Genomic DNA, 11,876 nt, shown 5'->3' on the forward strand with positions numbered 1-11,876 from the left:
GCACCATGCCAGCCAACTGCGCCGTTTCAACTCATCCCGCTGCATCAACCGATACCACGGCATGGGAAGCCGAATTAACGCTGAGCTTTAGTCAACGCGGCCACAAAACCGCCCTGGTCAACTGCAGCCACCGCGGCCCGCTGACCGTGCAGCGGCCGTTTTATCCGGAAGGCGAAGTTTGCCATGTCTACCTGTTGCACCCGCCCGGCGGCGTGGTGGCCGGAGACCGTTTGACCATCAACGCCAATGCCGAAACCGCCGCCCAAGCACTGATCACTACGCCCGCTGCCGGCAAGTTTTACCGCAGCAGCGGCGGCGAAGCCCGGCAAACCATAAATCTAAGCGTCGCCGACGATGCCAGCCTGGAATGGCTGCCGCAGGAAACCATCGTCTACGACGGCGCCCGCCTGAATGCCAACATGCATATTGATTTGGCCGAACAAGCTCGTTTCGTCGGCTGGGAAATCACCGCCCTCGGCCGCCCCGCCGCCGGCGAAGGCTTCAGCGACGGCTACGCCGAACTCAACTGGCGCATCCAACGCGGCGGCCGCTTGTTCTACCTGGAACGCCAACATCTGGACGGGCAAGCCTTTCAAGCCCGCTGGGGCTTATCCGGGCATTCGGCGTGTGGGACGATGTTTGTGTATCCGGCAACGGCTTTGCATTTGGCGGCGGTGCAGGCATTGATTGGCGAGGAACCGAATCGCGGGGTGACCTTGATTGAGGGCTTGTTGATTTGTCGGGGATTGGATAGGCGGGCGGATTTGTTGAAGGGTTTTTTTGAGCGGGTTTGGGGATTGGTGCGAGGGGATGTTGTTGGGCGGGAGGTTTGTGCGCCGAGGATTTGGGCGACCTAAGCCGGTTTGATTTTTCTCTAGTGGATGGGTATGGTGACCACTCACCTTTCCTGGGAGACGGTTATGGAATTTAAACGGCAATATATCGTTAACGAAGACAGTCAACGAGTCGCGGTACAACTGGATATCGATACATTCGAAAAGATTGAAAATGTTCTGGAAAATTACGCTTTGGTGCAATTTATAAGTGCTGATGATAGCGAAACCCTAAATATTGAGGAAGCTAAGAAATACTACGCCAGCCTGGACAAGGCCTAATGCAGGTTGAGTATCGCAAGAAGTTTTTAAAACAATTGGCCGATCTGCCGGCTTCGGTGCGACCAAAAATCGAGCAATTTGCATTTGAGGATTTAGCTCATTCCAACAGCATTTTTGAATTAGGGAAAATCGAGAAAATACAGGGTTATGATGGTTTTTATAAAGTACGGTTTGGTGATTATCGGGTTGGGTTGATTGTTAAGGATGATTTGGTGGTTGTGGCGACGGTGATGCATAGGAAGGAAATTTATAAATTCTTTCCTTGATGATTAATTGTGTCGCTATCGCGACGGTTTTTTATATGTCGGTTCGCGGACCGACAACCGCGATACTTTCTTTTGCTTGGCCAAAAGAAAGTATCCAAAGAAAAGGCCACCCCATGCCGCTTAAATCCTGCGCGCCTTAGGGTTTGAACGGGGTTTTCGGAAGGGCTATCCCTAGCCCTCCGAAAACGCGATGCATCCTTGCATCGCCCCTGCGGGCTGATCCGTCCAAACCCTCCGGTGCTCGGCGCGGCAAAAGGGGAAGAGAACCCCTTGCGCGAAGAAAAGTTGTTCGATAAATTTGTAACAGAAGGAAACTAATGGTTTTAGGCATTGAATGTATTGGAAGCGTTTTAATTTACGACAATTTAATCGCCGATTCTCTGTCCGCTTGGATCGATCCGGACGATAACTCACTACATATTAAAGTCACAGGCACAAAAAAGAGTCTTTATATTTACCCTTTCACACCACAAATGATTACCCAAGGCGCTGGATACAGAACTTTCGATTATGTGTTGAGTGGAACTAAAATAGGTTTTTGGAATGAAGGTCCCAATGGTCACCCCGGCGATTGTGAATATGACCAGTGGGAATTAAAAAAAGTAGAAATTCACATCGAGTATTTGTCGACACAAATTAATATAATCATTCAAGGAGTTAATGAAGTTGGTAGCTCAACGTACATCGGCAAACCAGATACTAATAAGCCATTGCCTATTCCAGCTTTTTCATTTTATTTGAGGTTTTCCGTGTCAAAAAACCAACTTAAAAAATTCCTGGCAATTGAGGAACGATTATATGATTCATTTGAATTAGCACTAAATCAAAGCTGATGAAATTCAATAATTATTCCAATAGACTTATTGCGAAAACCGTGTTGGTGGCAAGAAGTAATTAATATCCGTTCGATCACGCCTCACTAATCGGACCTACCGTTCTAAATTTTATAACGCATCGTTTCGGGACGGTTCCCCCCCTTTTGCCGCGCCGAGCACCGGAGGGTTTGGACGGATCAGCCCGAAGGGGCGATGCAGGGATGCATCGCGTTTTCGGAGGGCTATGGATAGCCCTTCCGAAAACCCCGTTCAAACCCTTCGGAGCGCAGGATACAAGCGGCATGGGGTGGCTTTTTCTTTGGATACTTTCTTTTGGCCAAACAAAAGAAAGTATCTCGGCTGTCGGGCCGAGACCCGACATTAAAAACAACCGTCGCGGCAGCGACACACCATAAACAACCAACGTCAATACTCATAGTGATACCGCAACTGCGCAATCAACAACATATCGCCGGCAACCTTATAAACGATTCGATGCTCGTCGTTAATCCGCCGCGACCAATAGCCGGACAAACCGTGTTTCAACGGTTCAGGCTTGCCGATGCCCTCGAACGGCTGGCGCTGGATTTCCTTGATGAGTTGGTTGATGCGTTTAAGAATGGCCTTGTCGGTGGTTTGCCAGTACAGATAGCTATCCCAGGCATCAGAGGAAAAAGTGATTTTCACTCTATCAACTCATGCTCCGTGCCTTGGCCGGATTCCAGCTCGGCGATGGACTCCAGCAAGTGGCGGGCGTTGGCTGGCGAACGTAGCAGATAGGCCGTTTCCTCCATGGCTTGGAAATCTTCCAGAGACAGCATCACTACCGGGGATTCGCTTTTGCGGGTGATGATGATGGGGGCATGGTCGGCGCAAACCTTGTCCATGGTTTTGGCTAAATTGGCGCGAGCGGCGCTGTAACTGATGGCGTCCATTAATGCTCCTGTTGTACGAAAAACTGTACGACACAATAACTCGGAACATAGCCCTATGCAAGTTGGGAAACATTTAACCGTGACAAAAACTACCAACATTCCAAAAATTACTATTTAGCTGACAATAACGCCATGCAACTAACCCCAAGAGAAAAAGACAAACTCCTCCTCTTCACTGCCGCCCTGCTCGCCGAGCGCCGCAAAGCCAGAGGCTTGAAACTCAACTACCCGGAAGCGGTGGCGTATATCTCCGCCGCGATCATGGAAGGCGCGCGCGACGGTCAGACTGTGGCTGAGTTAATGGCTTATGGTCGAACGTTGTTAAGCATTGATGATGTGATGGACGGCATCGCCGAGATGCTGACCGAGGTGCAGGTGGAAGCGACGTTTCCCGACGGCACTAAATTGGTGACGGTGCATGAGCCGATTGTTTAATCATCGCGTGGGCACAAAAAGCCTGTGCCCACCCTACGAAAATCCGGAAGAAAACCAAGAAAATCCAACAGGTAGGGTGGACACGATAGTTCGTGCCCACGCGGAAAAGCAAATTTAAAAGGAGCCCCACATGATCCCCGGAGAAATATTCCCCGCCGACGGCGACATCGAACTCAATGCCGGCCGCGCCACCGTCAAAGTCCTGGTCGCCAATAGCGGCGACCGGCCTATACAGGTCGGCTCCCATTATCATTTTTACGAAACCAACCCGGCCCTGCATTTCGACCGCGAAGCCGCGCGCGGCTTTAGATTGGACATCCCGGCCGGCACCGCAGTGCGCTTCGAACCCGGTCAGCAGCGCGAGGTGCAGTTGGTGGCCTTTGCCGGCAAACGCAAGGTCTACGGCTTTCGTGGCGAGGTAATGGGCGCATTGGAGAAAACCGCATGAGCAAAATCAGCAGAACCGCTTACGCCGACATGTTCGGCCCCACCACCGGAGACCGTTTGCGGTTGGCCGACACCGATTTGATCCTGCAAGTGGAAGCCGATTACACCGTCTACGGCGACGAGGTGAAATTCGGCGGCGGCAAGGTGATCCGCGACGGCATGGGCCAAAGCCAGCTCGGCAACGACCGGGCGGTGGATTTGGTGATTACCAACGCGCTGATCATCGATTACTGGGGCATCGTCAAAGCCGATGTCGGCGTTAAGGACGGCCGGATTTTCAAGATCGGCAAGGCCGGTAATCCGGACGTACAACCTGGCGTGGACATCATCGTCGGCCCCGGTACCGAAGTCATCGCCGGCGAAGGCCAGATTCTGACCGCCGGAGGCATCGACGCCCACATTCATTTCATCTGCCCGCAGCAGATCGAGGAAGCGCTGTGTTCCGGGGTGACGACGATGATCGGCGGCGGCACCGGCCCGGCTACCGGCACCAACGCTACCACCTGCACGCCGGGGCCGTGGCATATCCAGCAGATGCTGAAAGCGCTGGACGGCCTGCCGATGAACTTTGGTTTGCTCGGCAAGGGTAACGCCAGCCTGCCCGGCGCGTTGGCAGAACAGGTCAAAGCCGGAGCGATGGGCTTGAAACTGCACGAAGACTGGGGCACCACGCCAGCATCGATTGATTGCTGCCTGGGCGTGGCCGAGGATTACGACGTGCAGGTGGCGATCCACACCGACACCTTGAACGAATCGGGCTTTGTCGAAGACACCTTCGCCGCCTTCAAGGGCCACACCATCCACACTTACCACACCGAAGGCGCCGGTGGCGGCCATGCCCCGGACATCATCAAAGCCTGCGGCCTGAACAACGTGTTACCGTCGTCTACCAATCCCACCCGACCTTACACGGTCAATACCGTCGACGAACATTTGGATATGTTGATGGTTTGCCATCATCTTGATCCGAGCATTCCGGAAGACGTGGCCTTCGCCGAATCGCGCATCCGCCGCGAGACCATCGCCGCCGAGGACATCCTGCACGACCTGGGCGCGTTTTCGATGATTTCATCCGATTCGCAAGCCATGGGCCGGGTCGGCGAAGTGGTGATCCGCTCTTGGCAGACCGCGCATAAAATGAAGGTGCAGCGCGGCGCATTGGCCGGCGACCCGGCGACCAGCGACAACCAACGTATCAAACGCTACATCGCCAAATACACCATCAACCCGGCCATCAGCCACGGCATCAGCCATGAAGTGGGCTCCATCGAAGCCGGCAAACTGGCCGATCTGGTGCTATGGCAACCGGCCTTCTTCGGCGTCAAACCCAGCTTGGTGATCAAAGGCGGCCTGATCGCCGCCGCGCCGATGGGCGACGCCAATGCATCGATACCCACCCCGCAGCCGGTACATTACCGGCCGATGTTCGGCAGTTTCGGCCGCACCGCCGCCAACACTTCGATGATCTTTTTACCGCAGGCGGCGGTGTCGGCCGGCGTGGCCGGGCAATTGGGCTTGCAGAAACGGGTCGGGGTTGTTCGCAATACTCGGAACATTGGCAAGGCGGATATGAAATTGAACGACTACCAGCCGATGATGGAGGTTTGTCCGCAGACTTATCAGGTCAAGGCGGATGGGGTGTTGTTGACTTGCGAGCCGGCGGTGGTGTTGCCGATGGCGCAGAGGTATTTCCTGTTTTGAGAAGGGTCAGGGTTTTCGGTAGAGCCATCCGTGGCCCTGCCGAAAACAAACTGTATGCAACTGAAGCAATGGCGGCATTTGCCATCCGTTAAAACTAGGAACCTGGGATATGGTTTTTGTGCGGTAGAACCGGTTCGTCCGTGGTGGTTGCGCCGGCTTCGAGTGGCTGAGCCATGGCATTGATGATTTCCGGCGGAGCACCGGATTGCTTTAGGCTTTCGCGTAGCTCGGCGCTCAATTCCGCGTTGGTTCGTTCGGATACCGGCTCTTCAGGCTGAACGGGCGTGGCGGACTCTTGATCTTTCAGAGTCTGCTCCAATTGAGCGACCTGCTCTTCCGGTAAGTGGTTGGCTCGCATCGACGCAATCAAGTCGGCATTGGCTTCGCTACGCGCAACCTCATCTTCGGGAGACAAGCCATTAGCGAGCGCCTGCCGTTGCTGTTCGTGAGGGGGCAACCGAATTTCCTTAGAGACCGGGACGTTTGTCCGCGACATATCCAGCTTTCTGTTAGCGCCGACCGCGATAACAGGCGCGGAAGCTGAAGCGGTATTCTCGGGCAGCGCCGCTGAATGGCTGTCGCCGCGACCGGGGAATTGCTGACCGGCAAAATATCCACTCGCAAAAACGCTAGCCACACCCAGTATTGAGACAAGTTTGTTCATGATCTTGACCTAGGTTGATGTTACTCAGAGCGGAATCTCGGTCGGATGGGCCAGACCAAAGATTCCGCATGATCGGATGCTGCGATTAGTACTCGTACAGGTAGGATAAAGTACCCAAGTAGCGATAAGAGCCGGAGGTTGGGCAGGCAGCAGTGCCTGAGTCACCATACAAATAGTAAGTTTGATGGTTTTGCAGCGCCATTTTGGCCTGAATCAAAGCCTCTTTGTTATAGGTGACGAAATAGTTGGTATAGGCTGGCAGTACGTTGTGTTCCGGCACGGTGTAGATATAACCGTATGTCGTACCGTTAACGTTATATTCATAAACACCGGTGACATTCACCCAGCCTGCGGAACAAGTCGCCGCATTGGCCGCACTGGCACCAAACATGGAAGCAGCAATGACAGACAGCATTAGAAACAGATTTTTGATAGTTTTCATGACCTTCACCTTTTGTAAATTAAACACGAGAGTGGATGAGTTAACGCTGTACTTGCTTCTCGGGTAAAAAATTGGCCTACCTGAAAATTCAAGGGCAGCGTGTCCTTCGGCATTTACGCTGTGGTTTTACCGGCAGCGTAATTAGCGGGGACGGTGATAATTTAGGGAAACTGAAGGGCTTTCTCTGTTAACTTTCTGGCTGAAGAAGTGTGAGGTTTTTCACAGTTTTATGAGGATATAGCTTTGCTGGGTTTTTGGGGTTTTGTGTCGCTGTCGCGACGGGTGTTTTATATGTCGGTTCGCGGACCGACAACCGTGATACTTTCTTTTGCGTGGCCAAAAGAAAGTATCCAAAGAAAAGGCCACCCGACATTCCGCCTTAATCCTGCGCATCTTGCTTTCGGCGAGGGTTTTCGGAAGGGCCATCCTTGGCCCTCCGAAAACGAGCGGCATCCCTGCCGCTCCCCTGCGGGCTGATCTCACCAAATACCCACGGGGCACAAGAGCTGCGATGCTCGAGGCTGAATAACGGGAATGCTTCACTTCCGCAGTTATTGGGAGTAGTTAAGGTAATTTGTTAGGCTGACTTGGATCGAGAGTGAAAACCCCGCTTTGAGCTATATTGCTGGGTTTCGCGGTGCTCTACGCAGCCTACGGGCTAAAAATCTAAAGCGAGAATTGAATTGGCATAAGCTACCGCAAGCATTTTAAGTTTTAATGAAAAAGCATAAACATCTGATTTCTCTGTTGCAATTTGGAGCATTTAGTGCCCCGCTTTGGGCTCCTTTGCTTGCCGGTTACTGTTTTTCGCTATATGGTCAATTATTTGTTAGCCCATCAAGAAATCTTGTTGAAGGCTCGGTTGCATTAGTTGGTTTGTTGGCATTTTTAGCTGGGGTGTTATCTGTATTAACAGACCCCAGGGTATCTATTTCAGCAAAAATATTTAATTTTGTTGTTTATTCGTGTGTTGCACTATTTGTCCTGTTTTTTACTGGTTGGGGAGGCATGCAAATTGGTGGTTATGGGCACTAACGATTATCTCGGTAATTTAGCCCGCGTGGGTCCGATTAGCGTAGCGTAATCAGACGAATGTAATATTTCAGGAAACACGTATGACCAATTTTCTATAGATATTCATTTGCAGAGAAGATTGGTTAGCAGGCTGGTGAAAAACTCGAAAAGCCAAGTAAGCTAAGGCATAGATGAGGGGCCAACTGTTAAAATAGGCTACCTAAATTTGGAGCCTTTCAATGCGCGGACACGATGCCATTCAAAACAGCTGGTTCAGCTATGTTAGCCTGGAAGACCGTATTCCCAAACAGCATCCGTTGCGTCGTTTACGGCTACTGGTTGATGGCGTATTGGCCTCTATGGATGCCGTCTTTGCCGAGCGTTACTCGCACACAGGCCGTCCCTCGATTGCCCCTGAAAAACTGCTGCGCGCCTTGCTGTTACAAGTCCTGTATACGGTCCGTAGCGAGCGTCAGTTGATGGAACAACTGGACTACAACCTGTTGTTTCGCTGGTTTGTCGGTCTGGGCATCGACGACGCCGTGTGGGAACGCACAGTGTTCAGTGCCAACCGCGAACGTCTGTTGTCTGAAGCCCTGAGTCGCGAATTTTTTGAGCGGGTACTGGCCATAGCCGAATGGCAAAATCTGGTGTCCGACGAACACTTCAGCGTCGACGGTAGCCTCATTGAAGCCTGGGCCTCGCACAAAAGCTTCGTCAAAAAAGATGGTAGTGGTCCCGATAAACCCGCCGGCCGCAATCCCGAGATCGACTTCAGTGGCGAAAAGCGCAGCAACGCCACCCATCAAAGTACAACCGATCCCGAAGCCCGGCTTTACAAGAAAGGCGAATACACCGAGGCCAAACTGCGTTACATCACCCATGCCTTGTCCGAGAATCGCAACGGCCTGATTGTCGATGTCGAAACCACACAAGCCACCGGCACCGCCGAAATCGAAGCCGCGCAAAAAATGATCAAACGCCGCGTGCCCCAAGGTGGCAGCGTCGGTGCCGACAAAGGCTATGACCAACCGGCGTTCGTCAACGGACTCGAGTCCCGTGATATCAAAGCCCATGTGGCCCGCAAAAAGATTGGCAGTGCCGTCGACGGCCGCACCGCGCGCGGCAAAGGTTACGCCCAAAGTCTCAAGCGCCGCAAAATCGTCGAAGAAGCCTTTGGCTGGGTCAAAACGGTCGGCGGCCTGCGCAAAACCCGTCACATCGGCTTAGCCAAAGTCGCGGGTCAGGCCTTGTTTTGCTTTGCCGCCTACAACCTGACGCGCATGCTCAACCTATTGGTGTTCACGCCGAAACCGGCGTGGAGTGCACCCGCCTAGGGTGAAGTTCGCCTGAAAACCGTCCACAGACGGCTTCAGGCGAATAAAAAGCCCTTGAAACCGGGGCAAAACGCTTGAAACTCGATGTCATGACCGATTTCAACTCGAAAAAATCACGAACATCGTGGGTAAGGGGAAATATCGGCGGGTTTTTCACCAGCCTGTTAGGTAACTCTTTTAATTGAATGCAGTTGCAGAATATACGTCCGATTACGCTACGCTAATCGGACCTACTAAGTTTTCCTAAATGGACACAAGAGACATCCACGTTATATTTGGGAGGGTTTCCCCCCGTTATTCCGCCCCGAGCATCGCAGCTTTTGGCGAGATCAGCCCGCAGGGGAGCGGCAAGGATGCCGCTCGTTTTCGGAGGGCCAGGGATGGCCCTTCCGAAAACCCTCGGCAAAAGCGAGAAGCGCAGGATAAAGGCGGAATTCCGGGTGGCCTTTCTTTTGGTGACTTTTCTTTGGCCAAGCAAAGAAAAGTTACTCGGCTGTCGGGCCGAGACCCGACGCCCAAACACCCGTCGCGACAGCGACACAAACCCAATGAAAGCTAGAGCTTTCGAGACATCGTGCCCAAGCTGGAGCTTGGGAGCCAGCCTGAAACAAAACCAAAAGACATCAAATAATCTAGAAGCCCACGTGTTGGGTTACGCTTCGCTAACCCAACCTACACAAAATACAAAATGTTGAAACTCACCGAAACCACCCAAACCGAAGAAACCCCAGACGACACCCTCACCCTCCCCTTCGAGGCCCGGCAAAAATCCCGGCAACCGGCCACCACCCAAGGTGGTATTCAAGTCGGAGTGTTCCTGCCAAGGGGCCAAACCCTGAGACACGGCGCAATCCTCACCAACGGCCAGGGCTTCAAGGTGCGAATCAACGCCGCGCCGGAACCACTGTCGGTAGTGAAATGCACCGATCCGTTGCTGTTTGCCCGCGCTTGTTATCACTTGGGCAATCGTCACGTAGCCTTGCAAATCCTGCCCGGCGAATTGCGGTTTTTGACCGACTATGTACTGGATCAAATGCTGATCGGATTGGGTTTGACCGTCGAGCACGACACTCTGCCGTTCGAACCGGAAGCCGGCGCTTACCACAGCCATGGTCACTAATTTAAGCCTGCTGCGGCTGCTGCAACTGGTCAGCCCCAGTTTGCCGATTGGGATGTACAGCTATTCCCAGGGACTGGAGACTGCTGTGCACGACGGCTGGGTAACCAATGCCGAGCAAACCGGCGATTGGCTGCGTGGTTTATTGCACAACGGTTTAGGCAAGGTCGATGCACCGTTGTTGGCGCGACTGTACGACGCTTGGCAGATTAATAACATTGAGGCTGTCACGCATTGGAGTCAAACCCTGACCGCTTACCGCGAAACTGCCGAATTGCGCGCCGAAGACAGGCAAACCGGTCAGGCCCTGGCGCGCTTGTTGGTCAAGTTAGAGATGCCGGAAGCCCAGGTTTGGCAAAAACGGCCCGATGCTACGTTGGCGACCTTGTTTGCTTTGGCGGCGACACGCTGGCAAATCGATAAAGCCGATGCGATAGCCGGTTATTTATGGGGCTGGCTGGAAAATCAGGTGTTGGGCGCGATTAAATTGGTACCGCTGGGCCAGGTGGCGGGGCAGCAGTTGTTACAAGGTCTGGCCGGCGAGTTGCCGGGCTTGGTCGAGAGCGCATCACAATTGAAAGACGATGAAATCGGCGGCAGTTGTTTTGGTTTGGCCTTGGCCAGCAGCCGGCACGAAACGCAGTATTCGCGGCTGTTTCGGTCGTGATGCTATGAGGTTTCGCGTGGGCACTTATCGTGTCCACCCTACGCTCTTTATCGCAGGTATTCCGTTCGGGCCGAGCTTGTCAAAGCCCTAGGTGGCAGGCCCTTCGACAGGCTCAGGGCGAACGGTTTTTAAAGGCTGGAATAATTCGCACCAACCGATAAACGCTGCCTCAACACAGCGCAGTGGAATCGAGATTTGGCATTTTTAAATCCCGGATAGTGTCGGGGCAACTGGAGACAATATGAACGACAAACAAATTTTAAGAGTAGGCATCGGCGGCCCGGTCGGCTCCGGCAAGACAGCGCTGGTGGATGCCTTGTGCAAGAGGATGCGCGACGATTACGAAATCGGGGTGGTCACCAACGATATTTACACCCGCGAGGACCAGCAGTTTTTGATTCGCAGCCAGGCGCTGCCGGAAGAGCGGATTTTAGGCGTGGAAACCGGCGGTTGCCCGCATACTGCCATCCGCGAAGATGCGTCGATGAATTTGGCGGCGGTGGACGAGTTGTGCGAACGCTGGCCGGAGCTGGATTTTGTGATGGTGGAAAGCGGCGGAGATAATCTCAGCGCGACCTTCAGCCCGGAATTGGCTGACCTGACGATTTACGTGATCGATGTCTCTGCCGGCGACAAGATACCGCGTAAAGGCGGCCCCGGCATCACCCGTTCGGATTTATTGGTCATCAATAAAATCGATCTGGCGCCTTATGTCGGCGCGTCGCTGGAAGTGATGGACCGGGATGCCAAAAAGATGCGCGGCGAACGACCATTTGTGTTTACCAACATCAAAACCGGCAATGGCTTGGAAGCGGTCGCTGACTTTATTGTCAAGCAAGGCATGCTGCAAACGCATTAATGGCGATAGTCAGCCAAGGTTGACTTTTAACCAGTACTGGTATGCTCAAGGATAAAGAATCA

The 11,876-nt window shown here is 53.1% G+C and carries 16 protein-coding genes; 12 read left to right on the forward strand and 4 right to left on the reverse strand.

Annotated features, from left to right (window positions below):
* Nucleotides 1-5 precede the first annotated feature (5 nt).
* From ACMXD4_RS17080 to ACMXD4_RS17095, 4 genes are all read left to right on the forward strand, one after another.
* Complete coding sequence (locus tag ACMXD4_RS17080; protein ID WP_415878872.1) at nt 6-857, forward strand: urease accessory protein UreD; 852 nt, start codon at nt 6-8, stop codon at nt 855-857.
* Between the two features lie 63 nt (nt 858-920).
* Nucleotides 921-1,115: a hypothetical protein gene (locus tag ACMXD4_RS17085; RefSeq protein WP_415878873.1), complete on the forward strand. Its 195-nt coding sequence runs from the start codon at nt 921-923 to the stop codon at nt 1,113-1,115.
* On the forward strand, nt 1,115-1,381 hold the full coding sequence (locus ACMXD4_RS17090; protein WP_415878874.1) for a type II toxin-antitoxin system RelE family toxin: 267 nt from the start codon (nt 1,115-1,117) through the stop codon (nt 1,379-1,381). The genes ACMXD4_RS17085 and ACMXD4_RS17090 overlap by 1 nt, the downstream gene beginning before the upstream one ends.
* 317 nt (nt 1,382-1,698) lie before the next feature.
* On the forward strand, nt 1,699-2,214 hold the full coding sequence (locus tag ACMXD4_RS17095) for a hypothetical protein (RefSeq protein ID WP_415878875.1): 516 nt from the start codon (nt 1,699-1,701) through the stop codon (nt 2,212-2,214).
* Between the two features lie 408 nt (nt 2,215-2,622).
* On the opposite strand, the gene ACMXD4_RS17100 is transcribed toward ACMXD4_RS17095, so the two are convergent.
* Nucleotides 2,623-2,883, reverse strand: a complete 261-nt coding sequence (locus ACMXD4_RS17100) for a Txe/YoeB family addiction module toxin (RefSeq protein WP_415878876.1) — start codon at nt 2,881-2,883, stop codon at nt 2,623-2,625.
* Nucleotides 2,880-3,131 (reverse strand): type II toxin-antitoxin system Phd/YefM family antitoxin, encoded by a 252-nt coding sequence (locus ACMXD4_RS17105; protein ID WP_415878877.1) that lies wholly within the window; start codon nt 3,129-3,131, stop codon nt 2,880-2,882. Before ACMXD4_RS17105 ends, ACMXD4_RS17100 begins: the two co-directional genes overlap by 4 nt.
* Before the next feature lie 132 nt (nt 3,132-3,263).
* Between ACMXD4_RS17105 and ureA the strand changes: the two genes are divergently transcribed.
* The 3 genes from ureA (at nt 3,264) to ureC (ending at nt 5,714) form a co-directional block, all read left to right on the forward strand.
* Complete coding sequence (gene ureA, locus ACMXD4_RS17110; protein WP_020482653.1) at nt 3,264-3,566, forward strand: urease subunit gamma; 303 nt, start codon at nt 3,264-3,266, stop codon at nt 3,564-3,566.
* 130 nt (nt 3,567-3,696) lie between these two features.
* Complete coding sequence (locus tag ACMXD4_RS17115; protein WP_415878878.1) at nt 3,697-4,014, forward strand: urease subunit beta; 318 nt, start codon at nt 3,697-3,699, stop codon at nt 4,012-4,014.
* Complete coding sequence (gene ureC, locus ACMXD4_RS17120; protein WP_415878879.1) at nt 4,011-5,714, forward strand: urease subunit alpha; 1,704 nt, start codon at nt 4,011-4,013, stop codon at nt 5,712-5,714. The genes ACMXD4_RS17115 and ureC overlap by 4 nt, the downstream gene beginning before the upstream one ends.
* A gap of 94 nt (nt 5,715-5,808) precedes the next feature.
* Here ureC and ACMXD4_RS17125 read toward each other — a convergent pair whose 3' ends face one another.
* Nucleotides 5,809-6,378 carry a hypothetical protein gene (locus ACMXD4_RS17125; protein ID WP_415878880.1) on the reverse strand — a complete coding sequence of 190 codons (570 nt, stop codon included), beginning with the start codon at nt 6,376-6,378 and terminating at the stop codon, nt 5,809-5,811.
* Between the two features lie 85 nt (nt 6,379-6,463).
* Nucleotides 6,464-6,820, reverse strand: a complete 357-nt coding sequence (locus ACMXD4_RS17130; protein WP_171694566.1) for a hypothetical protein — start codon at nt 6,818-6,820, stop codon at nt 6,464-6,466.
* Nucleotides 6,821-7,537: 717 nt separating this feature from the next.
* Here ACMXD4_RS17130 and ACMXD4_RS17135 point away from each other — a divergent pair.
* From ACMXD4_RS17135 to ureG, 5 genes are all read left to right on the forward strand, one after another.
* Entirely contained in the window at nt 7,538-7,855 is a 318-nt protein-coding gene (locus ACMXD4_RS17135; protein ID WP_415878881.1) for a hypothetical protein, read from the forward strand.
* Between the two features lie 218 nt (nt 7,856-8,073).
* Nucleotides 8,074-9,171 (forward strand): IS5 family transposase, encoded by a 1,098-nt coding sequence (locus tag ACMXD4_RS17140; protein ID WP_415878136.1) that lies wholly within the window; start codon nt 8,074-8,076, stop codon nt 9,169-9,171.
* Between the two features lie 688 nt (nt 9,172-9,859).
* The gene (gene ureE, locus ACMXD4_RS17145; RefSeq protein WP_415878882.1) at nt 9,860-10,291 is read left to right on the forward strand and encodes an urease accessory protein UreE; all 432 of its coding nucleotides are present in this window, start codon (nt 9,860-9,862) and stop codon (nt 10,289-10,291) included.
* Nucleotides 10,281-10,955 carry an urease accessory protein UreF gene (locus tag ACMXD4_RS17150; protein WP_415878883.1) on the forward strand — a complete coding sequence of 225 codons (675 nt, stop codon included), beginning with the start codon at nt 10,281-10,283 and terminating at the stop codon, nt 10,953-10,955. The genes ureE and ACMXD4_RS17150 overlap by 11 nt, the downstream gene beginning before the upstream one ends.
* A gap of 241 nt (nt 10,956-11,196) precedes the next feature.
* Nucleotides 11,197-11,814 (forward strand): urease accessory protein UreG, encoded by a 618-nt coding sequence (gene ureG / locus ACMXD4_RS17155; RefSeq protein ID WP_319962491.1) that lies wholly within the window; start codon nt 11,197-11,199, stop codon nt 11,812-11,814.
* Nucleotides 11,815-11,876: the final 62 nt, after the last annotated feature.

The organism is Methylomonas sp. TEB (assembly GCF_047777895.1).
Taxonomy (GTDB): Bacteria; Pseudomonadota; Gammaproteobacteria; order Methylococcales; family Methylomonadaceae; genus Methylomonas.